The organism is Sporosarcina sp. (assembly GCF_029257255.1).
In the GTDB taxonomy this organism is placed as follows: Bacteria; Bacillota; Bacilli; order Bacillales_A; family Planococcaceae; genus Sporosarcina.
Genome location: NZ_JARICI010000070.1, coordinates 1 through 26,030 on the forward strand (window position 1 = coordinate 1; position 26,030 = coordinate 26,030).

29 protein-coding genes and 1 other annotated feature are annotated in these 26,030 nt (G+C 44.1%); of the genes, 27 read left to right on the forward strand and 2 right to left on the reverse strand.

From position 1 onward, the window contains the following. The first annotated feature begins 440 nt into the window (after positions 1-440). On the forward strand, positions 441-1,184 hold the full coding sequence (locus Q1J64_RS13435; protein WP_301109598.1) for an alpha/beta fold hydrolase: 744 nt from the start codon (positions 441-443) through the stop codon (positions 1,182-1,184). Positions 1,185-1,501: 317 nt separating this feature from the next. Next, positions 1,502-2,344, forward strand: a complete 843-nt coding sequence (locus tag Q1J64_RS13440) for a tyrosine-type recombinase/integrase (RefSeq protein WP_301109599.1) — start codon at positions 1,502-1,504, stop codon at positions 2,342-2,344. Between the two features lie 23 nt (positions 2,345-2,367). Here the strand turns inward: Q1J64_RS13440 and Q1J64_RS13445 are convergent, their stop codons facing one another. Continuing rightward, entirely contained in the window at positions 2,368-3,663 is a 1,296-nt protein-coding gene (locus tag Q1J64_RS13445; protein WP_301109600.1) for a replication-associated recombination protein A, read from the reverse strand. Positions 3,664-3,790: 127 nt separating this feature from the next. On the opposite strand from Q1J64_RS13445, the gene cymR reads away from it, so the two are divergent. The 15 genes from cymR (at position 3,791) to mtnN (ending at position 18,662) form a co-directional block, all read left to right on the forward strand. Continuing rightward, positions 3,791-4,210, forward strand: coding sequence for a cysteine metabolism transcriptional regulator CymR (cymR, locus tag Q1J64_RS13450; protein WP_301109601.1), 420 nt, complete (start codon positions 3,791-3,793; stop codon positions 4,208-4,210). A 14-nt stretch (positions 4,211-4,224) separates the two neighbouring features. Further along, complete coding sequence (locus Q1J64_RS13455; RefSeq protein WP_301109602.1) at positions 4,225-5,373, forward strand: cysteine desulfurase family protein; 1,149 nt, start codon at positions 4,225-4,227, stop codon at positions 5,371-5,373. 22 nt (positions 5,374-5,395) lie between these two features. Continuing rightward, positions 5,396-6,514 carry a tRNA 2-thiouridine(34) synthase MnmA gene (gene mnmA, locus Q1J64_RS13460; RefSeq protein ID WP_301109603.1) on the forward strand — a complete coding sequence of 373 codons (1,119 nt, stop codon included), beginning with the start codon at positions 5,396-5,398 and terminating at the stop codon, positions 6,512-6,514. A 12-nt stretch (positions 6,515-6,526) separates the two neighbouring features. Next, complete coding sequence (locus Q1J64_RS13465; RefSeq protein WP_301109604.1) at positions 6,527-7,192, forward strand: tetratricopeptide repeat protein; 666 nt, start codon at positions 6,527-6,529, stop codon at positions 7,190-7,192. A gap of 27 nt (positions 7,193-7,219) precedes the next feature. After that, entirely contained in the window at positions 7,220-9,643 is a 2,424-nt protein-coding gene (gene recD2, locus Q1J64_RS13470) for an SF1B family DNA helicase RecD2 (protein ID WP_301109605.1), read from the forward strand. 39 nt (positions 9,644-9,682) lie between these two features. Further along, positions 9,683-9,888, forward strand: a binding site (T-box leader). A 41-nt stretch (positions 9,889-9,929) separates the two neighbouring features. After that, entirely contained in the window at positions 9,930-12,563 is a 2,634-nt protein-coding gene (gene alaS, locus Q1J64_RS13475) for an alanine--tRNA ligase (protein ID WP_301109606.1), read from the forward strand. 89 nt (positions 12,564-12,652) lie between these two features. Next, complete coding sequence (locus Q1J64_RS13480; protein ID WP_301109607.1) at positions 12,653-12,925, forward strand: IreB family regulatory phosphoprotein; 273 nt, start codon at positions 12,653-12,655, stop codon at positions 12,923-12,925. After that, on the forward strand, positions 12,922-13,341 hold the full coding sequence (gene ruvX, locus Q1J64_RS13485) for a Holliday junction resolvase RuvX (protein WP_301109608.1): 420 nt from the start codon (positions 12,922-12,924) through the stop codon (positions 13,339-13,341). Before Q1J64_RS13480 ends, ruvX begins: the two co-directional genes overlap by 4 nt. An 11-nt stretch (positions 13,342-13,352) precedes the next feature. Then, complete coding sequence (locus tag Q1J64_RS13490) at positions 13,353-13,643, forward strand: DUF1292 domain-containing protein (RefSeq protein WP_301109609.1); 291 nt, start codon at positions 13,353-13,355, stop codon at positions 13,641-13,643. Positions 13,644-13,740: 97 nt separating this feature from the next. After that, positions 13,741-14,877, forward strand: a complete 1,137-nt coding sequence (mltG, locus tag Q1J64_RS13495) for an endolytic transglycosylase MltG (protein ID WP_301109610.1) — start codon at positions 13,741-13,743, stop codon at positions 14,875-14,877. 274 nt (positions 14,878-15,151) lie between these two features. Then, positions 15,152-15,787, forward strand: a complete 636-nt coding sequence (locus Q1J64_RS13500) for an O-methyltransferase (RefSeq protein WP_301109611.1) — start codon at positions 15,152-15,154, stop codon at positions 15,785-15,787. 25 nt (positions 15,788-15,812) lie between these two features. After that, on the forward strand, positions 15,813-16,448 hold the full coding sequence (gene udk / locus Q1J64_RS13505) for a uridine kinase (protein ID WP_301109612.1): 636 nt from the start codon (positions 15,813-15,815) through the stop codon (positions 16,446-16,448). A 207-nt stretch (positions 16,449-16,655) separates the two neighbouring features. Further along, on the forward strand, positions 16,656-17,132 hold the full coding sequence (gene greA / locus Q1J64_RS13510) for a transcription elongation factor GreA (protein WP_301109613.1): 477 nt from the start codon (positions 16,656-16,658) through the stop codon (positions 17,130-17,132). Between the two features lie 112 nt (positions 17,133-17,244). Next, complete coding sequence (locus Q1J64_RS13515) at positions 17,245-17,928, forward strand: YrrS family protein (protein ID WP_301109614.1); 684 nt, start codon at positions 17,245-17,247, stop codon at positions 17,926-17,928. Between the two features lie 41 nt (positions 17,929-17,969). After that, a complete protein-coding gene (mtnN, locus tag Q1J64_RS13520) occupies positions 17,970-18,662 on the forward strand; it encodes a 5'-methylthioadenosine/S-adenosylhomocysteine nucleosidase (RefSeq protein ID WP_301109615.1) in 693 nt (230 codons plus the stop codon). 221 nt (positions 18,663-18,883) lie between these two features. Here mtnN and sigK read toward each other — a convergent pair whose 3' ends face one another. Beyond that, a complete protein-coding gene (sigK, locus tag Q1J64_RS13525) occupies positions 18,884-19,585 on the reverse strand; it encodes an RNA polymerase sporulation sigma factor SigK (protein WP_301109616.1) in 702 nt (233 codons plus the stop codon). 155 nt (positions 19,586-19,740) lie between these two features. On the opposite strand from sigK, the gene Q1J64_RS13530 reads away from it, so the two are divergent. The 10 genes from Q1J64_RS13530 (at position 19,741) to Q1J64_RS13575 (ending at position 26,024) form a co-directional block, all read left to right on the forward strand. Next, complete coding sequence (locus tag Q1J64_RS13530; RefSeq protein ID WP_301109617.1) at positions 19,741-20,256, forward strand: YqeG family HAD IIIA-type phosphatase; 516 nt, start codon at positions 19,741-19,743, stop codon at positions 20,254-20,256. Between the two features lie 2 nt (positions 20,257-20,258). Next, entirely contained in the window at positions 20,259-21,359 is a 1,101-nt protein-coding gene (gene yqeH, locus Q1J64_RS13535) for a ribosome biogenesis GTPase YqeH (protein ID WP_301109618.1), read from the forward strand. A gap of 25 nt (positions 21,360-21,384) precedes the next feature. Next, positions 21,385-22,212 (forward strand): shikimate dehydrogenase, encoded by an 828-nt coding sequence (gene aroE / locus Q1J64_RS13540; RefSeq protein WP_301109619.1) that lies wholly within the window; start codon positions 21,385-21,387, stop codon positions 22,210-22,212. 2 nt (positions 22,213-22,214) lie between these two features. Beyond that, positions 22,215-22,505, forward strand: coding sequence for a ribosome assembly RNA-binding protein YhbY (gene yhbY, locus Q1J64_RS13545; protein WP_301109621.1), 291 nt, complete (start codon positions 22,215-22,217; stop codon positions 22,503-22,505). A gap of 10 nt (positions 22,506-22,515) precedes the next feature. Next, positions 22,516-23,100: a nicotinate-nucleotide adenylyltransferase gene (locus Q1J64_RS13550; RefSeq protein WP_301109622.1), complete on the forward strand. Its 585-nt coding sequence runs from the start codon at positions 22,516-22,518 to the stop codon at positions 23,098-23,100. Next, complete coding sequence (gene yqeK, locus Q1J64_RS13555; protein WP_301109623.1) at positions 23,075-23,647, forward strand: bis(5'-nucleosyl)-tetraphosphatase (symmetrical) YqeK; 573 nt, start codon at positions 23,075-23,077, stop codon at positions 23,645-23,647. Before Q1J64_RS13550 ends, yqeK begins: the two co-directional genes overlap by 26 nt. A gap of 3 nt (positions 23,648-23,650) precedes the next feature. Next, entirely contained in the window at positions 23,651-23,995 is a 345-nt protein-coding gene (rsfS, locus tag Q1J64_RS13560; protein WP_153722277.1) for a ribosome silencing factor, read from the forward strand. Then, a complete protein-coding gene (locus tag Q1J64_RS13565) occupies positions 23,992-24,732 on the forward strand; it encodes a class I SAM-dependent DNA methyltransferase (RefSeq protein ID WP_301109624.1) in 741 nt (246 codons plus the stop codon). Before rsfS ends, Q1J64_RS13565 begins: the two co-directional genes overlap by 4 nt. A 72-nt stretch (positions 24,733-24,804) precedes the next feature. Then, positions 24,805-25,446 (forward strand): helix-hairpin-helix domain-containing protein, encoded by a 642-nt coding sequence (locus Q1J64_RS13570; protein ID WP_301109625.1) that lies wholly within the window; start codon positions 24,805-24,807, stop codon positions 25,444-25,446. A 14-nt stretch (positions 25,447-25,460) separates the two neighbouring features. Next, on the forward strand, positions 25,461-26,024 hold the full coding sequence (locus tag Q1J64_RS13575; RefSeq protein WP_301109626.1) for a ComE operon protein 2: 564 nt from the start codon (positions 25,461-25,463) through the stop codon (positions 26,022-26,024). Positions 26,025-26,030 lie beyond the last annotated feature (6 nt).

Consider the following 26,030-nt stretch of genomic DNA (forward strand, 5'->3'; position numbering starts at 1 on the left):
AATGTTCTTGAAGTATACCTCTTAGAAATAAACAAGAAGATAGAGAAGAAGTTTAGAAAGATATTGTTTGAAGATGTATTGCATCAGGAAGTCAGGTTGAAAGTGATTCAGGGTGAATACGCAATACTCCACTAAACACTTATAATAAACTAGTAGAAAAAAGTTACTGCAATCGGGGGCTATTGTTGAACAAGTTTTTTGGGTAAATACTTAGTTGGGCGGAGCAGAAGCCGGCGACTCTGGGAGGATGAACTGGATTTGAAAGCACCATAAAGTCCTGCCTTAATTTCTGCAAAAAGACTCAGAAATACGACAAAGCGAACCCTGCGCTGTTCGCTTGGCTGCAGCGCAGATCAACGGTTTTAAACCGCTATCTAAGTAACGGGAGCGATTGAGGAGGATGAACAAATAACTCTAACTCAGAAGAGGGTTGTCAGTTAATGGAAAGTAATCGTATTAGTAATCAAGGGACGGCTATTGAATTTATCGATAGTCAAACTGACAATTTATGCAATCAACTACCTTTGGTTATAGTTCCTGGCCTTTCTGAATCTGCAGAGGATTATATACCACTTATGAATTCCATCTCTTTCCGATGTATTACTATTTCATTACGCGGTAGAGGTGGAAGTGCTGCCCCTGTTACCGGCTATACATTAGAAGATCATATCAGTGACATTGACTCAGTGATTAGACATCTCGAATTGGATTCGTTTGTACTTATGGGTTTTTCAAGAGGTGTTTCGTACGCGATTGGCTATTATTTTAGAAACACGGGGTCGATTAAAGGCTTGATAATAGGAGATTATCCTGCGCAGCATACTAAACTACCTCTGGAATGGATAGAGTATTTTACTGCATTACCGCCATGGAGAGAAAAGTTACTGTCAGAAAGAATGAAAGCGCATGCGATCCATGGAATTCAAAAAGAATCTTCTCAAGTCTCTTTTCGCGATCAGTTAGCGCATATAGATTGCCCTGTTTTAGTAATACAGGGAGGAAAAGAAGGATCGGCATTGTCGCGAGAGAGTAAAACTGAATATCAAGAACAGATTCGTCAACTTGAATTGATTGTATTTGAAGCTTCTGCTCATAATATCTTTGAACCAGATTTAAATGTTTTCAAAAAAACCGCAGAAACCTTCATGAGTAAAATTGTGGAAACCATCCAACCGTCTTCATAAGCAGCTGTTTTTAAAGTGATTTATATCGCTTTGAAAACAGCTTTTTTTGTAGATACAAAACTCGTGGCACGAAGTTTCAAAATAAGTATTAATCGAGAATTGGGAGTTTATTTGAAAAAGGTAATAAGAGAATTGTGAATTTTGTATTACACATGAATAAAGAGGGTAAATGAAGCAGGAGATGATCAAATAAAAGGTAATAGAGGGAGGTATGTCCACTTGATATTTCCGACTAATCATTAAATAAATATTGATTTTGCTGTACTGTCACATGATATTTTCATTGAAATTTGAATATATTACAGGAGAGTGAGCAGATGTTATTAACACAAGCTTGGGAGAAATATCAGATGGACAAAACGATTGAGGGGTTTTCCCCGCTCACGCTGAAAACATATGGATTTCAGCATCAGCTATTACTTCGATATCTAGGTGAAGTTCACATGGACGATGTGACAACAGATCAGCTGAAACAATATCTTATCGAAGAAGGCAGTCACTTGAAACCGTCGAGTCTTGGCCATCGGGTTCGTTTCATCAGATCTTTATTCAGATGGACACATGAAGAAGGCTTTATTCGGAAAAATCCAGCTTCAAAACTGAAAGAACCAAAGTCTGGTAAAAGAATTCCTAAATACTTGACAAAACGAGAAATCGAGTATCTGAGAGAAGGATGCCATACTACGTTAGAGAAAGCATTATTTGAATTTTTTTATTCCACAGGCTGCCGTATTGGAGAAATTGCAAAATTAAACCGCAGTGATATTAATTTTATCGATAACTCGGTCATTGTACTGGGGAAAGGAGATAAGGAAAGAGAAGTTTATTTTGATATCAAGTGCTCGATTTGGTTAAAAAGATATTTGGGTGAGCGGGGAGATGAAGAAGCTTGTTTATTTGTGACGGAGCGCCATCCTAAGAAACGAATGAGCGTTGATACGCTGAGGTATACGATTAAACGGATTTCGAAGCGTGTTGGATTAAGTAAAACTATACATCCCCATCAATTGCGTCATAGTTATGCAACTCATTTGGTAGATAACGGAGCACCGCTCGAAATGATTCAAAGCTTACTGGGGCACGAGAAAAGTGAAACTACGCGAATTTATGCCCATTTGAGCGGGAAAATAAGACAAGACTTTTATAAAAGGTACTTTTAGTAGTGAACAAAAAATCCACGAATCTATCGTGGATTTTTTTTGCCTTTAAAAGAAAGCAATCGTTTATAAATCGCAGCCATCCGTGTCTCGTCTCCTGCTTCGACGGGCGAATAAAATTCGGTTCCCACCAAACTGTCCGGCAGATACTGCTGATCGGTCCAGCCGCCGAATGTACCGACAGGCGTATCATGCGGATAGACGTAGCCGCCGTGTCCGAGTTCAGCAGAGCCTCCATAATGCGTGTCACGCAAATGCATCGGAATTTCACCTGTCTGCTGTGTATGAAGTTTTCTCGTCGCTGCGTCAATCGCTTTATAAGCGGAATTTGACTTAGAGGCGAGACACATTTCCACCGTAGCAACTGAGAGGGGTATCCGCGCTTCCGGCATGCCGAGACGCAGGGCTGCATCCACAGCTGCCGTCACATGCGCTCCGACATCAGGCGCTGCCAGTCCGACATCTTCGTAGCTCATGACGAGCAGACGGCGCGTGACGGCTGTCAGATCGCCAATCTCTAGAAGTTGTGCTAAATAATAGAGTGCTGCATTGACATCACTTCCGCGCACGCTCTTTTGCAGCGCAGACAGCAAATTATAATGATGAGATCCTTTTTTATCGCCGAGCAGACTGACGCGCTGCAGTAACTGGTTTAATAAGTCGTCTTCCACGATAATCTTGCCGTCTTCCTCATCACTTGCTGCGAGCAGTGACTCAAGGAACGTCAGGGATTTTCGTGCATCTCCGTTAACACCTTCTGCGATTTTCTCCAGTTGTTCAGTTGTAATTTCAATATTATCCTGTCCGAGCCCTTTTTTCGAATCTTTCAATGTCCGTTCCAATAAATCCAATAAGTCTTCAGGCTGCAGCCGCTTTAATTGTACGATCTCTCCGCATCGGGAACGGATCGCCGGATTGACGTCATGAAATGGATTTTCAGTTGTCGCGCCAATAAGGACGATGGATCCGCTCTCGACGTGAGGCAGAAGCGTATCCTGCTGCAGTTTATTGAAACGGTGTATTTCATCCAGAAACAGCAGGACTTTTCCGGTCATTCTTGCTTCTTTCACTACATCTTCAACATCTTTCTTTCCGGCCACTGTCGCATTAAGTGCAATGAACGGAAGTTTTGAGGTCCCCGCAATTGCATAGGCAAGGGAAGTCTTGCCGATTCCGGGTTCTCCGTATAATAAAAGAGAGGGGACATGCCCCTTCTTGATCATCCGATAGAGAGGGGTGTCCTTGCCGATGACATGTTCCTGTCCGATGACTTCGTCGATCGTTTCAGGGCGCATGCGGAAGGCCAAAGGTTCGTTATGCATCTATATCAATCCTCCGTACGTTTGTTCCTTAAGTATAACGTAATAGGAGAATGATGTCATTTCAAAGAATCACTGATAAAATTATGCTATACTAATTTCAGCTATTTTAGTAAAGGACGATGCCAAAATGAAAATTTCCACTAAAGGTCGATACGGACTGACAGTCATTGTAGAATTAGGAAGAAAATATGGTGAAGGACCTGTGCCGTTGCGTAAAATCGCAGAAGAGCAAAGCCTTTCTGAAGCTTATTTGGAGCAGTTGATACCGCCGCTTCGCAATAGCGGTCTCGTTAAAAGTGTGCGCGGAGCATACGGGGGCTATAAACTTGCAAAAGATCCTTCCCAAATTACAGCTGGAGATGTTATTCGTTTGCTGGAAGGGCCGATTCAGCTAGTTGAAGGTCTTGACGACGACAATATTCCCCAAAGAGAATTATGGAGCCGGATCGGCGATGCCATTCGCGGCGTACTGGATTATACAACAATCAAAGATTTAATTGAGTTCGAAGATTCACCATCTAAAGATGAATACATGTTTTATATTTAAAGGAGTTAACCGGAATGAAAGAAGCTATTTATTTAGACTATGCTGCCACCACGCCAATGCATCCGGCTGTTCTCGAGAAATTCACAGCTTCGCTTGCAGAAACATTCGGCAATCCGTCAAGTACACATCAGTTCGGTAGAAAATCAAAAAAACTGCTGGAAGAATCCCGCAGCATACTTGCCAATTCAATTGGTGCAGACTCAAAAGAGATTATCTTGACTTCAGGAGGAACAGAAGCAGATAACCTAGCCATTTTCGGTACAGCACAGGCGATGAAGCATATCGGAAATCATATTATCACAACCCAAATTGAACACCATGCCGTGTTAAATCCTTGTAAACGACTGGAGTCACAAGGCTTTAACGTTACTTACTTGGAACCAGACCGATACGGAACAGTAACTGCTCAACAAGTACAGGATGCATTGACGGATAAAACGATTCTCGTTACCGTCATGTACGGAAATAATGAAGTTGGGACGATTCAGCCGATTAAGGAAATAGGTGAAATTCTTCAGTCACACCAGGCGGTTTTCCATACTGACGCGGTACAAGCCTACGGTTTATCCCATATTAACGTCGATGAACTGAACCTTGACCTGCTATCTGTCTCTGCCCATAAACTGAACGGTCCAAAAGGTATTGGTTTCCTTTATCAGCGAAATGGTACGCAGCTGGACTCGCAATCTGTGGGGGGCGGCCAGGAGAAGAATCGCCGCGCAGGAACAGAGAGTGTGCCGGCAGTTGCTGCATTTGCGGAAGCTGTGAAAATAGCGGAACAGACGAAAGATGAAAAGTCAGCGGTTTATACCTCGTACAAACAGACGATGCTTGCGATCTTTGGACAAAACGGTTTAGAATTTGAACCGACGCTGACTGAATATGTTCCTCAGTTGCCGCACGTATTCCATGTGTCGTTTCCAGGAACAGATGTGGAGACGTTTTTGATGAGCCTTGACTTAGAAGGTGTAGCGGTATCAAGCGGTTCTGCTTGTTCAGCCGGCTCTTTTGAACCATCACACGTCATCTTGTCTATGTTCGGTAATGAATCGGATAGAGCACGTAACTCCATTCGGATCAGTTTTGGCTATGGTTTAGACCAGGCAATAATCGAAGAAGCAGCACAAAGAATATCCACTGTCGTAAAGCGTCTAGTGAAATGAACCAGTAAAGGATGAAGTGGAAATGAGAACGACAAAAGCGCCTGCAGATACACGTATAGTTGTTGGCATGTCTGGCGGAGTGGATTCTTCGGTAGCAGCTTTACTGTTGAAGCAGCAAGGTTATGAAGTGATAGGGATCTTCATGAAAAACTGGGATGATACCGATGAATCGGGACATTGTACTGCAACAGAAGATTTTGAAGATGTCCGCAGTGTATGTGATCAGATCGGCATACCGTACTACTCTGTAAATTTTGAAAAACAATATTGGGATAAGGTTTTCACTTATTTCCTTGAAGAATATAAAGCCGGACGCACGCCAAATCCGGATGTTATGTGCAATAAAGAAATCAAATTCAATGCGTTTCTTGAACATGCAAAAAGTTTGGGTGCGGACTTCCTCGCGACCGGGCACTATGCACAAGTGGTTGAGAGAGAAGACGGTGTTGCGATGCTAAGAGGCGTTGACAATAACAAAGATCAAACTTATTTCCTTAATCAACTGTCACAGGAGCAGCTGCAGCAAGTAATGTTCCCGTTAGGACATTTAGAGAAATCCAGTGTCCGTGAAATAGCAGAAGAAGCAGGACTTGCGACAGCAAAGAAAAAGGATTCAACAGGAATCTGTTTCATTGGGGAACGAAATTTTAAAGAATTCCTTAGTGAATACCTGCCTGCTATTCCAGGTGAGATGCAGACTATGGATGGCAAAGTAATGGGTAAGCATGACGGTTTGATGTACCATACTATCGGTCAGCGTCATGGCCTGGGCATTGGCGGAGAAGGTGAACCTTGGTTTGCGGTCGGCAAAGACTTGGAACGCAATGTACTGCTAGTTGAACAAGGTTTCCATCATGATGCACTGTATTCGACGAGCTTAAAAGCGACTGATATGAATATTATTACGACAAAGGAGTTACCTGAGACATTTGAGTGTTCAGCTAAATTCCGCTATCGTCAGCCGGATACACAGGTAACCGTCACACTCTTAGGCGATCAAGCTATCGTTACGTTTGCTGAGCCCGTGCGTGCAGTGACTCCCGGACAGGCGGTCGTCTTATATGACGGAGAAGAATGTTTAGGCGGAGGCACAATTGACGAAGTATTTAAAGACGGTAACAAGCTCACATATGTAGGGTAAGGAGGCGGAAATATGTCCGTTCAGAATGAAGCAATCAAAGAAATGCAAGAAGGTAATTACGAAAAAGCAGTCGAACTGTTCATGAAATCAATTGAAGAGAATCCGGACGATGCGACGGGTTATATTAATATTGGCAATATTTTTGCATCCCTCGGAGACGCTGAGCGTGCAGAGCCTTTCTTTCAAAAGGCACTGACGCTTGACGACCAGGCAGGCACGGCGTTTTACGGTCTGGCGAATCTCTATTACAATCAAGAGCGTTTTGAAGAAGCGGCCAAGCTTTATGAAAAAGCGGTGCAGGCAGGCCTCGAGTCCGCTGACGCTTATTTCATGCTGGGAAAAAGTTTGGAACAGGCAGGCAGCGATCGTTTAGCCTTGCCTTATTTGCAGCGGGCTGTCGAATTGGCTGAAGAAGATCTCGAAGTACTACTGTCCTACGGGATTTTATTGGCGAAGCTTGAATTGTTTCCTGAAGCGCGGCCAGTTTTCGAGATGATTTTAGAAAAAGATCCTGAACATGCCGATGCTCACTATAATTTAGGCGTTCTCTATGCAGTGTCGACAGAGGATAAGGACAGTGCACAAGCGCATCTCGAAAAGGCGTTTACGATTGAACCGGATCACACGCAGGCACGCTATTTATATGACATGATTCAGCTTGGAAACGAGCAGGAATAATAATAACAAAGAGAGGGGGAGCACCTTGTGACGAATGAGGAAGAACAGTATTTGATTGGCAGACCGGTCGTAACGATTTTCCATAACGCGACGAATTTGTTTTCCATTGTGAAAATGAAAGTTACTTCTACTAATACCGATTACCGTGATAAAGAAATTGTCATTAAAGGATCGTTTCCCCCTTTAATTCCGGATGAGGACTATAAATTTACTGGCAGACTGGTGAATCATCAGGTGCATGGCCGGCAGTTTGATGTTCAGACCTTTGCTAAGGAGCTACCGGCAACAGAAGCGGGACTTGTTCATTATTTATCGGGCGATTTGTTTCCTGGTATCGGCAAAAAGACGGCTAGTGACATCGTGAAGATACTCGGGAATAACGTCATCCAGAAGATTTTAGAAGATCGGTCGGTGCTTGATCAGGTCCCCCGGCTGAGTGATGAACGGAAAGACACGCTTGTTGCGGTTCTGCAGGAAAACTTAGGACTTGAGCGGACAATGGTCCAGCTTAATGAATGGGGTTTTGGACCTCAGGTGGCGATGCGGATCTATCAGCTATACCAAGATGATGCGATTGAAATTCTTTCGGAAAATCCTTATCGACTTATTAAGGAAGTCGAAGGAATCGGTTTTCAGCGGGCAGATGATCTTGCTCAGCAATTAGGGTTAGTCGGTGATCATCCCGCACGTATAAAAGCGGCCGTCTATTACTCTGTACATAGTGAAGTTCAGTCTGCAGGGCATGTTTACGTGGAAGCAGAAGCAATCTTGCCACAGGCCAAGCAGTTATTGGAGACAAGTCAGCCGTATCAGATTTCCTATGATTCACTTTCGAAGGCTGTCATCGAACTAGTGGAAGAAGGGACATTGTCTGCCGAAAAACAGCGGCTTTATTTGCCGTCGTTGTATTATTCGGAACTGGGGATTGCAGCAAAAGTACATCGGATACTCGAAAATGAAGTAGATGAGCAGTTCCCTGCGTCGGAAATCCGAAAAGCTATTGGTGAGATTGAGGAGCGACTGGAAGTGCAATATGCGGAAACGCAAGTGGAAGCGATCGAAAAGGCGCTGCATTCCTCACTTTTAGTTCTGACCGGAGGACCGGGAACAGGGAAAACTACTGTCATCAGAGGACTGGTCGAAGCCTATGCTGAACTGCATGGACTTTCACTTGATCTGGAAGAATATGCACGCAAGAAAGAACCGTTTCCGATCATACTGGCAGCACCAACAGGACGAGCGGCAAAGCGCATGTCGGAAGCAACCGGTCTGCCTGCGATGACGATTCACAGGCTGCTCGGCTTTACCGGTCAGGAGTCGGAAGAAGAAACGGAGCGCGAAGTGGACGGCAATCTCATCATTATTGATGAAACGTCTATGGTCGATACATGGCTGATGCACCAGTTGCTGAAAGCGGTCCGCGATGATGCACAGCTTTTATTCGTCGGTGATCAGGATCAGTTACCTTCAGTCGGTCCCGGACAGGTGCTGCACGATTTCATGCACTCCGGCGAGATACCGGTCGTGGAGCTGACTGATATTTTCCGGCAGAGCGAAGGATCCACCATTATTGAGATGGCGCATATGATCAAGCAGAAGAAATGGTCGATGGATGTCTCGAAAAAGACATCGGACCGTTCATTCATCAGGGCTTCTGGCGATCAGATCCTGCCGGCCGTAAAACAGATCATTCAAAATGCCTTATCAAAAGGTCATTCAATCAAAGATATCCAAGTGCTTGCGCCAATGTATAAAGGACCTGCGGGAATTGATGGTCTGAATAAAATGATTCAGGAAATCACGAATCCGCCGGCTCATGGCAGAAAAGAAATGACCTTCGGAGAAACGACCTATCGTGTTGGAGATAAAGTGCTGCAGCTCGTTAATCAGCCGGAAAGCAACGTATTTAATGGTGATATGGGGGAAGTCGTGGCGATCATGCTGGCGAAAGAAACAACGGATAAAAAAGCGATTCTCGTCGTTTCTTATGACGGCAACGAAGTGACCTACGAGCGCGGCGACCTCAATCAAATTACACTTGCTTACTGCTGTTCCATTCATAAATCGCAGGGAAGCGAGTTTCCCATTGTCGTCATGCCGATTGTCCGAAGCCAGCGCAAGATGCTGCGTCGGAATTTGCTCTATACAGGAATCACACGGGCGAAAAACTTTTTGATTTTGTGTGGTGAAGCCGAGGAATTCAAGGCGGGTATTGAGCGGACCGATGAAACCGAACGGCAAACGACCCTGAAAGAACGGATTTCAGGTATAATAGAAGAAACTGAAGAAACCACACCGGCAGTAAGAGAAGAAACGGTCGCAGAACAGCCGTCAAAACCTTCCAATGAAACCGGACCCGCTAAGCTGACAATGGATAACTTCCGCACGATAGATCCGATGATCGGCATGACGGATGTGACACCGCTTCACTTTCTTGAAGTGTCTGATTGACAAAGCGGTAGAACTTTCCTATAATTCGTTTAGAAATATCGAAAAACGTTGAAGGAACGAGTACTCAGATATTCTGTGCAAAAGAGAAGAGCTTCCAGGCTGAAAAAGCTCGTACGGAAATTTGACGAACGCTATTCCTAAGTTGCAGCTAATCCCTGCCGTCTTGCTGCGTTAAAGCAACTCGAGATACCGTTTAATACGGTAATTAGGGTGGTACCGCGATCAATGAAACTTTCGCCCCTTTGTATAAGGGGGGGAGTTTTTTTATTTTTAGGAGGAGTATACGATGAAAAAACTTACGGCATCTGAAATTCGCCAACTATTTCTAGACTATTTTAAAGAGCACGGACATAATGTAGAACCATCAGCTGCTTTAGTGCCGGTTGATGACCCGTCATTATTATGGATTAACAGTGGTGTCGCGACATTGAAGAAGTACTTCGATGGACGAGTCATCCCGGAAAATCCAAGAATCGCAAATGCACAGAAATCAATCCGTACGAATGACATCGAAAATGTCGGCTACACAGCACGTCACCATACGTTCTTCGAAATGCTCGGGAACTTTTCAATCGGTGATTATTTCAAGGAAGAAGCGATTATTCGTGCATGGGATTTTCTGACGAATGAACAATGGATCGGTTTTGATCCTGAATTGCTTTCTGTCACAATCCATCCGGAAGACGAAGAAGCGTATACTATCTGGAAAAATCGCATCGGTATTCCGGTTGAACGAATTATACGCCTGGAAGGGAACTTCTGGGATATTGGAGAAGGGCCAAGCGGACCGAACTCTGAAATTTTCTATGACCGCGGACCGTCATACGGCGATGATTTTTCTGATCCTGAACTATATCCAGGCGGAGAAAACGATCGGTATCTGGAAATCTGGAACTTGGTGTTTTCTGAGTTCAATCATAATCCGGACCATACGTATACACCACTACCGAAAAAGAACATTGATACAGGTATGGGGCTTGAGCGGATGGCTTCCGTTATCCAGGATGTCCCAACGAACTTCGATACAGACCTGTTCCTGCCGATTATTGAAGCGGTTGAAAATGTTTCAGGCAGAAAGTACGGCGAGACAACTGAAGCAGATACGGCATTCAAAGTTATCGTGGACCATATCCGTACAGTGGCATTCGCAATCGGTGACGGTGCACTGCCATCCAATGAAGGGCGCGGTTATGTTCTGCGCCGTCTATTAAGAAGAGCAGTGCGCTTCGCTAAACAGCTTGGAATTGAGAAACCGTTCATGTATATGCTTGTACCGATTGTAGGAGATGTCATGAAAGACTTTTATCCGGAAGTAAATGATAAGCAGGCATTTATTATGAAAGTTGTAAAAAATGAAGAGGATCGTTTCCACGAAACATTGCATGACGGAATGGCGATTCTTTCTACGATCATCGAGAAAGCAAAAGTGTCCGAAGTGCCGCTTGTCTCAGGCAGTGATGCGTTCAAGTTGTATGACACATACGGTTTTCCATTTGAACTAACGGAAGAATTCGCATTAGAAGAAAATGTGGCAGTCGATCGCATCGGCTTTGATGAAGAGATGGCAGCTCAGCGGAACCGTGCACGCGCAGCTAGAGTGGAAACCGATTCTATGCATGTTCAGTCCGGCGTGCTTGGTGAGATTCACCAGCCAAGCGAGTTCATTGGCTATCAGCAAATGCAGACTGACGCTTCCATTGTTGTTCTGCTGAAGGAAGGACAGCTAATCTCACACGCGTCTGAAGGAGAGACTGTACAGGTTATTTTAAATCAGACACCTTTCTACGCAGAGAGTGGCGGCCAGATCGCTGATAAAGGAACTTTGACGAACGAATCGTTTACAGCGGAAATTCAAGATGTTCAAAAAGCACCGAACGGACAAAATCTTCATACGGTGTATATCAATTCCGGTGAGATGAATGAGGGCGCCGCAGTTACGGCGAAAGTGGATCACTATTCACGCAGCCTGACAATTAAAAACCATACAGCAACTCACTTATTGCACCGCGCCCTAAAAGATGTGCTTGGTGAACATGTCAATCAAGCGGGATCTTATGTGGGTCCTGACCGTCTGCGCTTCGACTTCTCTCACTTCGGACAAGTCACGAAGGACGAGCTCGAGCGCATCGAATATCAAGTCAATGAACAAATCTGGGCTAGTACACCTGTTCACACGTCACTTGCTCCGATTGCAGAAGCAAAAGAGATGGGTGCTATGGCACTGTTCGGCGAGAAATACGGTGATATCGTCCGGGTTGTTCAAGTCGGAGACTACTCCATCGAATTATGCGGAGGCTGTCACGTCGGCAACACGGCTGAGATAAATGTCTTCAAGATACTTTCTGAAGGTGGTATAGGCGCAGGAACACGCCGAATTGAAGCTTTCACAGGCGGACAGGCTTTCAAATCGTTCAAAGAAGATCAACACACTATTGAACAAGTTGCGTCAGTTGCAAAAGCTACGCCGAAAAATGTAGTAACAAAAGTGGAATCAATTTTGGCTGATTATAAAGATCTTCAACGTGAAAATGAATCCTTAGCTGCAAAAATGGGCAACAGTCAATTGGCAGATGTCATGGAAACTGCACGCCAAGTCGATGATGTAACGGTCATTTCAGCACATGTGGAAGTGAAGGACAATAACGGTCTTCGCCAATTGATTGACGAATTGAAACAAAAGACTGCCAAAGGCGTCATTGTATTAGGAACGGTTACAGACGGTAAAGTCATGCTGGCGGCAGGTGTCACAAATGATCTGAAAGACGCAGGTTACCACGCTGGGAAAATCGTCAGCCACGTTGCGTCTTTATGCGGCGGAAAAGGCGGCGGACGACCGGACATGGCAATGGCCGGAGCGAAAGACGCAACTAAACTTGATGATGCACTGCAATCCGTGTATGATTATGTAAAATCTGTTTAATTGATTCAGGCAATAGCTTTCTGTTTGAAAAGCAGAAGAACGATTGTTTACTATACACATAACGGTAATTGGAAAGCGGGGTGTCGAGTATGAGTTCATCTGATGAAACGATGAAATTCAACTTTCCGGAAGAGTCAATGGAAGAAGAAGTAAAGTCGGTCATGCTCCATGTTTACAAGGCGCTGGAGGAAAAAGGCTATAACCCGATTAATCAGATTGTAGGCTATCTGCTGTCTGGTGATCCTGCCTATATTCCGCGCCATGAGGACGCTCGCAGTCTGATACGTAAGTTGGAACGGGACGAAATTTTGGAAGAATTAGTGAAGTTCTACATTCGAGAGAATAGAGGCCTGACAGAATGAGAATAATGGGATTGGATGTCGGCACGAAAACTGTCGGCATCGCAATTAGCGACAGCTTTGGCTGGACAGCCCAAGGTATTGAAACCATCAAGATTGATGAAGCTGCCGGTATGTTTGGGCTGAAGCGAATTGGAGAATTGACGAAGGAATACGAAGTGCACGAATTTGTCGTTGGTTATCCAAAGAACATGAATAATACGATCGGCCCTCGCGGAGAGGCTTCGGAGCAATATGCGGAGAAACTACGCGAGAAGTTTGGTCTGCCTGCAATACTGTGGGACGAGCGTCTGACAACAATGGCAGCTGAGCGGGTGCTGATTGAAGCGGATGTCAGTCGTAAAAAGCGTAAATCCGTGATTGATAAGATGGCAGCTGTTATGATATTACAGGGCTACCTGGATTCAAAAAAATTTTAGAGGTGATCAGAATGGAACATGGACAAGAAACAATGACAATTGTAGATGAGAACGGCGATGAGCATGTTTGTGAAGTGATCTTGACATTTGATTCGAAGGAATTTGAAAGATCTTATGTGCTTTATCATATTTTGGACGGCGAAGAAGTAGATGATGACGAGGAAGTTGAAATCCACGCATCTGCTTTCATTCCAACTGAAGAGGGCGAAGAAGGCGGCTCATTGCTGGAAATCGAATCAGATGAAGAGTGGGACATGATTGAAGAAGTACTGAATACGTTCCTTGACGAAGAAGAAGAGTAAGGACTTATGATGTGGCGGACGGAATGGTGCGGACCGTTCCGTCTTTTTTCACTTCCATAGTAATAAATGATTCTTCGATGAAAAAGAGGTGTGTCGCATGGAAAAACAGCCCCAGCGGAAAAAGGAAGTAATGTTTCAACGTATGCTTGAACAAAAGGAAGAAGTGAGAACAGTTCGAAAAATTGTATTTTGGATCGTTTCCATCGTTTTAGCTGTTGGAATCATCGGCAGCTTCTCAATCTATACATACATAAAAAGTGCACTGAAGCCAGTAGATCCAGACTCAGAAAAGGTCGTAGAAGTAGAGATTCCGATAGGCTCTGGATTAGATATCATCTCAGAAAGACTTGAAGAAAAAGGCATTATTAAAAACGCCCGGATCTTTAAATACTATGCAAAAGTAAATAACGAATCGGATTTTCAAGCAGGAACTTACGGCTTGACGCAGGCCATGACGCCTGACGAATTGCTCCAGAGTTTAAAGACGGGTGTAGTGTACAGGACACCTACTTTTACTCTGACTATCCCTGAGGGCTTAACGCTCGATCAAATTGCTAAAAGAACAGCAGATAAAACGTCAGTGACTGCCGAAGAATTCATGCAGTTTGTGACAAGTGACGAGGCCGTTCAACGATATATCACGAAATATCCTGATGTTGTAACGGATGAAGTGAAGCAAGAAAATGTGCGTTATGCGCTGGAAGGTTATTTGTTCCCGGCCACTTATTCATTCTATGAAGAGAATCCTTCTGTTGAATCTATTGTTGATGCAATGGTGGACGGAACTGTGCAGAATGTTATTCCGTTCCAAGGTTATTTAGAAGAACATGAAAAAACTCCCCACTGGCTGTTGACGTTTGCTTCATTGCTTGAAAAAGAAGCGACGAGTAAGGCAGATCGCGAAACTATAGCGAGTGTCTTCTATAACAGAATAGAAGAAGGTATGCCGCTGCAGACGGATCCGACCGTTTTATACGCGCTCGGCGAACATAAGGACCGTGTTCTACATGAGGACTTGAAGGTAGAAGACGCTTATAATACGTATCAGAACAAAGGACTGCCGCCGGGACCTATTGCGAATGCCGGGGCTGCTTCATTACAGGCAGCGGTAGAGCCATCAGACACGAAATATTTATTTTTCTTAGCCGATAAAGACGGCGTGAATCATTTTGCTAAAACCTACGATGAGCATTTGAAAAATAAAGCAGAGTATATTGATAGTCAGAATAAATAAGAAGTTTACGTGAAGGCTCTTAACCATAATCTGTTCTTGACTATACGGGTATACTTTTATTACTCGCCAGCTGTAAAGATATTTTAATGTGAATACTACAGTCTTTATACATAGTGAGTAGGGTTGGAGTGGAAGACGGTCGACTCCGGAAAGCGTACCGTCTGCAAGGAGAGCCGTAACGAAGAACGGCTTTTGCTCTAATCCCCACCTGCTTACTAATTGTATTGTCAAGTACATGTTTTGGTGATGAGCCTTCGTTAAAAGGGGGATTTGTATGAATGATTATCATGCCTATATCTGCCGTTTTGCAGGAGAAAAAGAGCCGCTGATTGAAGAGATGGAGCATTATGCCGAAGAACACCGCGTTCCAATAATGGATGATGCCGGGTTAAACACATTGATCGGGCTGCTTCAGATTCAGCAGCCGACCCGTATTCTTGAAATTGGCAGCGCGATTGGGTATTCTGCAATTCGTTTAGCCAAAGCATTTCCAGATGCGGTAATTTATACGGTCGAACGTGATGAGGAACGCTATTTAAAAGCAGTGGAACATATTGAACGGAGTGGACTTTCTGATCGAATTGACATTGTTCAGGAAGACGCATTGGAATTGGATACAGGGAAATTGCCTGACGCACCATTTGACGCACTTTTTATCGATGCGGCAAAAGGTCAATACCAGAAGTTTTTTGAAAAATATAGTCCATTTGTTTGTCAAAATGGTGTCATTTACTGTGATAATATGTTTATGCATGGCGCAGTGCTGCTGGAAGATGCAGATTTGCCAAAACGAAATCGTACAATGATCCGTAATCTGCATAAATTTACTCAATGGGCTATGGACAATGAAGCTTACAATACCTCGCTTTTGCCCGTCGGTGATGGCATATTAATTGCGGTAAAAAAGTAATAGCAGGCAATAAAGGAGAATCGCTGTGAAGAAAAAACCTGTTGTGATCGGTATTGCCGGAGGTTCTGGTTCCGGTAAGACAAGTGTCACCAAAAAGATACATGAAGTGTTCCAAGGTCATTCTGTTGTGGTAATTGAACAGGACGATTACTACAGAGATCAGTCTCATTTACAGTTTGAAGAGCGTCTTCAGACGAACTATGATCACCCGTTGGCATTTGATACGGAGTTATTAATTCATCATATTGAAGAACTATTGAACAGACAGTCAATTCAAAAACCGACTTACGATTATACGATTCATACCCGCTCAACTGAAACAGTTACGGTGGAATCTCAGGATGTAATTATTCTGGAAGGAATTTTGGTGCTGGAAGATGAACGTCTTCGTGAATTGATGGATATAAAATTATTCGTTGATACGGATTCAGATATCCGGATTATCCGCCGTATTTTACGGGACATTAATGATCGCGGACGTACTGTAGAATCAGTGGTCCAGCAATATTTGTCAGTCGTGCGGCCGATGCACAATCAGTTTATTGAACCGACTAAAAAATATGCCAATATAATCATTCCTGAAGGCGGAGAAAATGCGGTAGCCATTGATTTAATGGTCACCAAAATAAAAACAATTCTTGCTTCTGCAGAAGAAGTATAATATGATGATGACATAATTTTAAATTAATTCAGCAGTAGCTTATGTCTGACGGCTGTTGGGTTATGTATAATTCCAAAAGTCACATTGGTTCAAATCTTTTCGTTAGTAGCGTAAGATGTGAACGATAATAGTTGCACTATGTCACATACTGATTGTCGGTGTGGCATAGTATTTTTTATGAACAGAAATTTTGAGGAGTGTTGTTAGATGGTTTCAGAGAAAAAATTCCCGATGACAGCTGCGGGTAAACTAAAATTAGAAGAAGAACTAGAATACCTAAAAACAGTAAAACGTAAAGAAGTTGTTGAGCGCATTAAGATTGCACGTAGCTATGGTGACCTCTCAGAGAACTCAGAGTATGATTCAGCGAAAGAGGATCAGGCATTCGTAGAAGGTAAGATCTCTTCATTGGAATCTATGATCCGCAATGCAGTGATCATTACAGAAGATGAGCAAAAGACAGATGAAGTGCAATTAGGTAAAACGGTTACATTTAAGGAAATACCAGATGGCGACGAAGAAACATACACAATTGTCGGATCTGCAGAAGCAAACCCGATGGAAGGACTTATTTCCAATGATTCTCCTATTGCAAAAGGCTTAATCGGGAGAAAAACAGGCGATAAGGTCAAGATAATTACTCCCGGCGGTGAAATGTCAGTAGAAATACGCGAGATAAAATGACAACTGTACCGTCTTCTCACTGAAGGCGGTATTGCTTATTTTGGAAACCAATCGGGCTGCTTAAACGTCTGATTGGAAAAGAGCGCAAACCGTTCAGAAGGAGATGCATTGTATGGCAGAACGAGAACCGAATTTTTCAAGGATGTCACGTAAAAAAGGTAGAAAAGATAAGTTATTGAATATCTTAATCGGTGTTGTCATTCTCCTCATACTAATCGTGGGGGTTACATATATTGCAGGTAATGGCAAAGACGAAGCGAATGATGAGAAGCAGACAGAGGACGCACCTAAAGAGCCGATTGTTATTGAAGATCCGGATGATGAAGAAGCAGAAGATACGCCTGTTGAAAAAGATCCGGATGATGAAAACGATTTGGATACAGAAGAAAGCGGACAGATCGTTAATGAAACAGATCAGGAAGCGAATGGACAAAAAGATTCCAGTGGCGAATCTGTTACCGTAACGCCATCTACTGACAGCAATATTAAAGAAACTTTGGTAGACGCAGATTGGAAACCAATCGGAACCTCTCAAACAGGTGAACACGTCTCAAAGTACGATGGCAGTTCAGACGACTGGAATGAGAAAAAGCAGGCGATTGCCTATGCCACAGGCCTGTCAGAAGACGAGATGATTTTCTGGCGCATACAGAACGGCGGAAGCCCTCAGAAATCAGAAGGCATTGTCTCCAGCAAGGACAAGTCTGAAAAATATAAGGTCTATATTGAATGGGTTGACGGCGAAGGCTGGAAACCAGTTAAAATGGATGTACTTAATACAATTGAAACAAAATAACTTGATTCATTAGGAAGTCGAACTTTGAAGGAGCGAAAATAATGAAAATAGCAATCGTCGGCGCAATGGAGGAAGAAGTAGAAATCTTGCGCAGAGAAATTGGTCTTGGAAAAATCACGACTATCGGAAACTGTGAATTTATTGAAGGTAAAGTCGGCAAACATCAAGTTATTGTTACGAAAAGTGGCATCGGTAAAGTGAATGCGGCGATGGCTACTGCCATCTTGCTTCAAAATTATAAGCCTGACGTTGTTCTCAATACAGGTTCTGCGGGCGGGACGCATCCGGACTTGGAAGTCGGAACGGTAGTCATATCTGATTACGTCCTGCATCACGATGTTGATGTCACAGCATTCGGCTATGAACTCGGCCAGGTGCCGCAGTTGCCTGCAACATTCCCTTCCGATCCTCAATTAATTGGGTTGGCTAGAGAAGCGGTTGTCGAGCTGGATACATACGAACACGCAGTAGGAACCATCGCTTCCGCTGATACTTTCATGTCTGACCCTCAAAAAGTCCTTCAAGTGAAAGAACGTTTCCCTCGTGTCATCGCTGTGGAAATGGAAGCGGCTGCTGTTGCACAAGTATGTTATCAGTTCCAGACAAAGTTTGTTGTCATTCGTGCACTTTCTGATATAGCAGGAAAAGAATCGTCAGTTAGTTTTGATGAATTCTTGCCACTTGCAGCAAAACATTCGTCACAGATAGTTTTGCGTGTCATCTCGAAACTCTAATTGTTATATGGTAAAATTATTAGGTAGACAAAGCATAGGAAAGTTTTGTTGAAAGGAGGGACAATCAATGGGATTCTTAATGGGCGGAGTATTTTTAGTTACAGCTATTTTGGCTGCTGTGATTTTACGTGAGGTAAAGGCTGACTGAGAGTGAAAACAAAGCGTTTCCGATGGCGAGGGCCGAGGCTCCCGCATCAGAAACGCTTTTTGATTTACTAGAATTACCCCTGATATTCATGTTTGAAAGATTGATATAATTTCACGATCGCTCTTTTCTCTATGCGGGAAACATAGCTTCTGGAAATGTTCAGTTGTTCTGCAATTTCTTTTTGGGTCATGGGCTGGTCGTCAAGCAAACCATAACGACGCTGGATGATTTCCAGTTCACGAGCATCCAATTTACCCAGATGCTTGTATAATCGCTCTTTTTGTTCATTTTGCTCGACGGTTGTTTGGGGTGTTATATCATTTGTTTGGAGAAGGTCTGCGATTTCTAATGATTGACCGTCTTTATCCAGACCAATTGGTTCGTAGAGGGAGACATCTTTCTGGACTTTTTTCTGTGTTCGCAAATACATAAGGATTTCATTTTCAATACAGCGGGCAGCGTACGTAGCCAGCTTCGTTTTCCGATCAGGTGTAAAACTGTTGATTGCTTTCATGAGTCCGATCGCGCCAATAGAAATATAATCATCGAGCAACTCATGTTTCGGTTGGAACTTCTTTACAATATGAGCGACCAGTCTCATGTTGTGTTCAATCAATTCATCGCGTGCGCTTTCATCGCCTTCCGCTAATCGTCTTAGGCACTCGGCTTCTTCCTTTTTTGACAGCGGACGCAAGAATGCCTGCCCTCTGATATAGCCGATTAACGCGGGGATCTCTAACCACATTTGCATAAGGGCCAAGAAAAACCCGCTCATATGACCACCTCCGAATGTTGTTACTACACCATATGCGGAAAACAGCAAGCCTATCACCTGAGAGGAAAGTAACAAAAACAGTCATTGAACTGCGTGCAGTATACGCAACTATGTTATAATCAGACAAGAATTTGTTGTAGGGCGGAGAGGATAACGTGTTCAAACATTTTTTGCCAAGTGCGTACGTTAAATCGGTACTGCATATCAAGCCGGAACAGCTTGTAGAAAATGGCGTAAAAGGAATCATAACGGATCTTGATAATACATTAGTCGAATGGGACCGCGCAGATGCCACCGAAGATATCATGGCCTGGTTTGAAGAGATGCGTGACGCAGGTCTTCAGATTACAGTCGTTTCGAATAATCATATAGAGCGTGTGAGCCACTTTTGTGATCCACTCGGAATCCCGTATATTTGTGAAGCACGAAAGCCGCTGAAACGATCATTTCAACAGGCAATTGCCACGCTTGGATTACCGAAGGAGCAAATCGTTATGATAGGCGATCAGCTTATGACAGACGTCCTCGGCGCAAACCGTGTCGGTCTGCCCGTAATACTTGTTGTGCCCGTGGCGAGTTCTGATGCACCAATTACGAAATTTAACCGGGCGATTGAACGGAGAATTCTGGCAAGGTTTAAAAGAAAAGGATTGATTACGTGGGAGGACTGAATTTGGAACCAATCAAGTGTATTGGATGTGGCATCACCATCCAGACGGAAGATAAGAATGCAGAAGGCTATGCACCTCCATCTTCACTCGAAAAAGAAGATGTCATTTGCCAGCGCTGCTTTAAGTTACGGAATTACAATGAATTACAGCCAGTTTCTTTATCAGGAGACGATTTTTTAGCGATCCTCAATGGAATTGGCGAAAAAGAAGGTCTAATTGTCAAAGTGGTCGATATTTTCGATTTCAATGGAAGTTGGATCAACGGTCTTCAGCGATTTGTTGGTAAGAAAGACATTTTATTGATTGGCAATAAGGCGGATATTCTGCCCAAAGCTCTCAATCCAAAGCGTCTGACGAACTGGATGAAAACTGAAGCGGCTAAATTAGGATTGAAGCCGATTGATGTTTTGCTGGTTTCTGCCGTCAAAGGCAATGGGATGGAAGAAGCTTTAGATGCCATCGAGAAATATCGTAAAGGTAAAGACGTTTATGTCGTCGGCTGTACAAACGTAGGGAAATCTACGTTCATTAACCGGATTATCAAGAATGCAACGGGTATGCAGGATGTCATTACGACTTCTTATTTTCCGGGAACAACACTGGATGTAGTGGAAATTCCGCTTGATGACGGGAAATCCTTGATTGATACACCGGGAATCATTAATGACCATCAGATTGCGCACGATTTAGCAGCTGAAGATTTGAAAATCATCACACCGAAAAAAGAACTGAAGCCGAAAGTATATCAGCTTAATGCGGAACAGACGCTGTTCATTGGTGGTCTGGCGCGTTTTGATTTTATTCAGGGTGATCGTTCTTCTTTCAATCTGTATGTTGCAAATGGCCTGCAGATCCACCGTACGAAGTTAGAGAATGCAGATGAATTATATGCCAAGCATTTAGGTGAGATGCTGTCACCACCAAGTGCAGCTTCACTTGAAAAGCTTCCACCGCTTGTGCGTCATGAGTTTTCGGTTAAGCAGGCGAAGACGGATATTGTAATTTCAGGTCTTGGCTGGATCACCATCCAGCATGAGAATGTACAAATTGCAGTACATGCTCCTAAAGGCGTCAATGTAATGATCAGACCGTCATTAATCTGACGGCGAGGGGCAAGGGGGAATATAGATGAAACGTTGGTATGCGGTGTTAGGCGATCCAATCGCTCAATCGATGTCACCGGTTATGCATGATCAGTGGTTTGAAGAAGCTGGTTTGAATGCTACCTATATACCGATTCATGTCCATGCAGAAACACTTGACCAGGCGATTGCAAGCTTGCGGACACTCGGCTCTGGAGGCTGGAATGTTACGGTGCCGCATAAGCAATCCATCATTCCTTTCTTAGATGAAATAGACAGCTCGGCAAAACGTATGGAGGCGGTCAATACGGTCTACCGTTCTGATGACGGAAGACTGATCGGCGCGAATACGGACGGCAGAGGCTTTGTGAAGTCGCTGGAAGAGTTTACGGCAGACAAACATGTCGCAGGTCCCGTACTCCTCATTGGAGCAGGTGGTGCGGCAAGAGGCATTGCATTTGCTTTGCAGGAAGCAGGCTATGGTCCTCTGTACTTTACAAATCGGACTGTTTCTAAAGCACAGGAACTGGCTTCTCATCTAGATGATTCACATGTGATTTCAACTGAAGAGGCTGAGCAGCAGCTGGGTGAATTTGGTTTAGTTATTCAGACGACCACTGTCGGAATGAATTTTGCACAGGCAGGCATGCCTCTCGATCCGAAGCATATTGCAGAAAACGCAGTAGTGGCGGATATTATTTACAATCCGTTAGAGACGGAGTTCTTGCAAGCAGCGAGACAGGCAGGGGCAAGAACAATGAACGGTGTCGGGATGTTTGTTCACCAGGGTGCACTTGCGTTTGAAAAGTGGACAGGCGTATATCCAGACACGAAAAAAATGATAGATACGATTACAATGAAAGTTGGCGGGTAAACATGTTAACAGGTAAACAAAAAAGATTTTTGCGGAGTGAGGCTCATCATTTGACGCCGTTATTCCAAATCGGTAAAAGTGGTTTGACTGATGCCGTACTGGCTCAAATTGATGAGGCACTTGAAGCGCGTGAACTGCTGAAAGTTAGCGTCTTACAAAACTGTGAAGAAGATAAGACCGAAATAGCGGAACGAATTGGCGCATTTAAAGGAATCGAAGTAGTACAGATCATCGGCAGTACGATTGTTCTGTACAGAGAATCGAAAGAGAAGAAACGCATACAACTGCCATAAGGAGAATCAGATGAAACGAATCGGCATATTAGGCGGTACATTCAATCCGCCGCATACCGGGCATCTATTGATTGCCAATGAAGTTCGATACGCTTTGCAACTGGATGAGGTACGTTTGATGCCGACAGCTATTCCGCCACATAAAACAGCTCCTGGTGATGCTTCAGCGGAACAGCGGCTGCGGATGGTCAAATTGGCTTCAGCTGATATTGATGGTCTGTCCGCGTCTTCCTTTGAAATTGAACGGGGCGGTGTATCTTATACTTACGATACGATGTCGCGATTAGTCCAAGAGGAACCGGAACATGATTTTTATTTCATTATCGGCGGAGATATGGTCGACCAATTACCGAGCTGGTATCGGATTGCAGATTTGCTGGATATCATCACATTTATTGGAGTGAAACGTCCGGGTGCCGAAAATCGTTCAGAGATTCCTGTGCGTATGGTAGAGACTCCGCAGCTGGATTTATCTTCTACTTTGATCCGCCAGCGCTTTCTTGAAGGAGGAACAGTACAGCTATTGCTTCCTCCAGCTGTCGAGGCTTATATTCGAGAGGAGAGATTATATGGATCTTCAACAAGTACGAAATGATCTGGAACAGCGTCTGCCCCAGAAGCGCTATGAGCACGTCCTACGTGTGACAGAGGCGGCGAAGGAGTTAGCGAAAGAAACAGGTGTACCCGTAGAAAAAGCGGAAATCGCGGGTTTATTCCATGATTATGCCAAATTTATGGACAAAGAAGAGTTACTTGAACTATTGAAACGGGATGAAGAATACGAATTGTACGCGCAATATCATTCTGAGTTATGGCATGCGCCGGTCGGAGCGTTGCTTGCGAAAGAGCGATACGGCATAGAGGACGAGGAAATTCTTCAGGCGATCCGTTTTCATACGACTGGGCGGGCAGGAATGACTGATTTAGAGAAAGTCATTTATATCGCCGACCTCATTGAGCCGGGCAGAAAGTTTCCTGGTATTGAAGACTTGCGGGGACGCATAAAAGGTCAGTCTCTTGAAGAGCAGATGACCGAATGCATCCAGCATACAGTAAAATTTCTTGTTCATCAGTATGCAGTCATATTCCCTTATTCATTTGACTGCTATAATGAACATGTACGGAGAAGAAAGGAACAGTGAAATATGCCAACATTATTGGAATTAGCTTATCAAGCAGTAGATAGTAAAAAAGCAGAGGATATCGTCGTGCTGAATATGGAGGGCATTTCTTTGATTGCCGATCAATTCATCATCTGCCACGCAAACTCTGAACGTCAGGTTCAGGCAATTGCCCGCGAAGCAGCTGATCAAGCATCCAAAGCAGGTTATACAGTTAAACGTATGGAAGGTTTTGATTCAGGCCGCTGGATTTTGGTCGATCTTTTGGATGTTGTGGTTCACGTCTTCCATAAAGAAGAGCGCGGATTCTATAACTTGGAGAAACTGTGGGGAGACGCACCGCTATTAGACGTGGCGAGTGATCAATGAGTTCTTCCTATACAGAGTTCGCCCATATTTATGACGAATTAATGAATGATATTCCATATGACGCCTATATCGAGCTTCTCGATTTGGCGTCTGCTGGCGTTTCCGGAAAAAAAGTGCTTGATATCGGCTGCGGTACGGGCTTATTATCCGCGATGCTTGCAAAAAGAGGGGCACAGGTGACAGGTGTTGATCTGTCATCTGACATGCTCGAAGTGGCTGCGCACCGTGCCGAATCACTCGGGCTGGATATTCAGTTTAAGGAGCAGCCTATGCAACAGCTGGAAGTGGAGGATAAATTTGACGCTACAGTCATTTCGATTGATTCGCTGAATTACGTAATGTCTCAAACCGAAGTGGTTGAGACATTTAATAGAATCTATCATGCGCTGGCTAAAGACGGCGTGCTGCTTTTCGACGTTCATTCACTATACAAAATGGATGAAATTTTCCTTGAAGGTCCTTTCGTCTATGACGACGGGCGCATCACGTATATTTGGCAGACAGCTCCCGGCGATTATGATCATTCGATCTATTCGGAGCTTGCTTTTTTTGTGCGTCAGGAGAACGACAGTTTCACGCGTTTTGACGAAGTACATATGCAGCGTTCTTTTTCAATCCCTGACTATATTCAGATGATTGAAGAGTCCGGTTTTCGCATCGAGCGAATTTTCGCTGATTGGGAAGATGAACCACCAACGGAAGAAAGTGAGAGAATTTTCTTTCAAGTACGCAAATAATTCTTCCAAAGTTCTGGTTAATCGGGTATAGTTAGGAAGACTCCATACGGTACCGAAAGAAAGGATGGTTGAATGATCCGTTCATTCATTACCGAACAATGGCGTAAATTACTCATTCCTATTGCAGCAATCGCTGTACTATCCTCAGTTCTGTTCTTTCCCCAAGAACAAGCGGATGTTATATCCGAAGAACGAGGTCAAACCCTATTTGAAACGCTTGAAGAACCTGATCAAGAAGTAGAACCTCCTGTTGAAATGATTGCAGAAGCTGTTTCTGTGCCTATTTTAGTCGATGTCAAAGGCGCGGTGAAACATCCGGGTCTTTATTCATTGATTGAAGGAGACAGGCTGCTCGATGCTGTAGAGAAGGCAGGAGGTTATATGGAGGATGCAGACACGCGTCTGCTGAACCACGCTCAGAAACTGCAGGATGAATCGGTCGTCTATGTACCGGTCGCTGGAGAAGAGCCTCCGACTTTCGAGGAGCCTTCAACAGTTGCGGCTGGTAGTTCTGATTCAATCTTGATTAATATTAATACGGCTAATGAAACCGAATTTCAGCAATTGCCTGGTATCGGACCGTCTAAAGCGACGGCAATCGTAAAATATCGGGAAGCGCATGGTGCATTTGCGCAGCTTGACGGCTTGAAAGAAGTTTCTGGGATTGGCGATAAGACTTTTGAAAAATTAGAAGCGTTAATTACGCTTAGATAGATGGAGGCAACCGTATGGAGCGAATTACATGGGACCAGTTCTTCATGGCGCAAAGTCATCTGCTGGCGATGCGGAGTACGTGCACACGTCTGTCTGTCGGGTCGATTTTAGTGCGAGATCAGCGGATTATTGCGGGCGGCTATAACGGATCGATTTCCGGCGGCGATCATTGTATCGAGCACGGATGTTATGTGGTCGATAATCATTGCGTGCGGACAATACACTCCGAAATGAATGCCCTGCTGCAATGTGCAAAGTATGGAATACCTGTTACAGATGCAACGATTTATGTGACGCATTTTCCGTGTTTGCAATGCAGTAAAGCGCTGATCCAGGCAGGTATCCGCCGGGTGAACTACGCAGAAGACTACCGCAACAGCGAATATGCCTTGGAGTTGTTTAAGCAGGCGGGTGTAGAAGTTGAAAAAATTCCGTTTGACGAACGTTCCATCGACTTCGCTAGTGAAGGCAAGTTCTCTCTGTTCAGCGAGATGCTGGTCAAAATGCAATCACTTGGCGCCAACGATGACGAATTGGATGCCCTTCAGCAAAGGGTGAACGATTTATTTGGCAAATAATCCGAT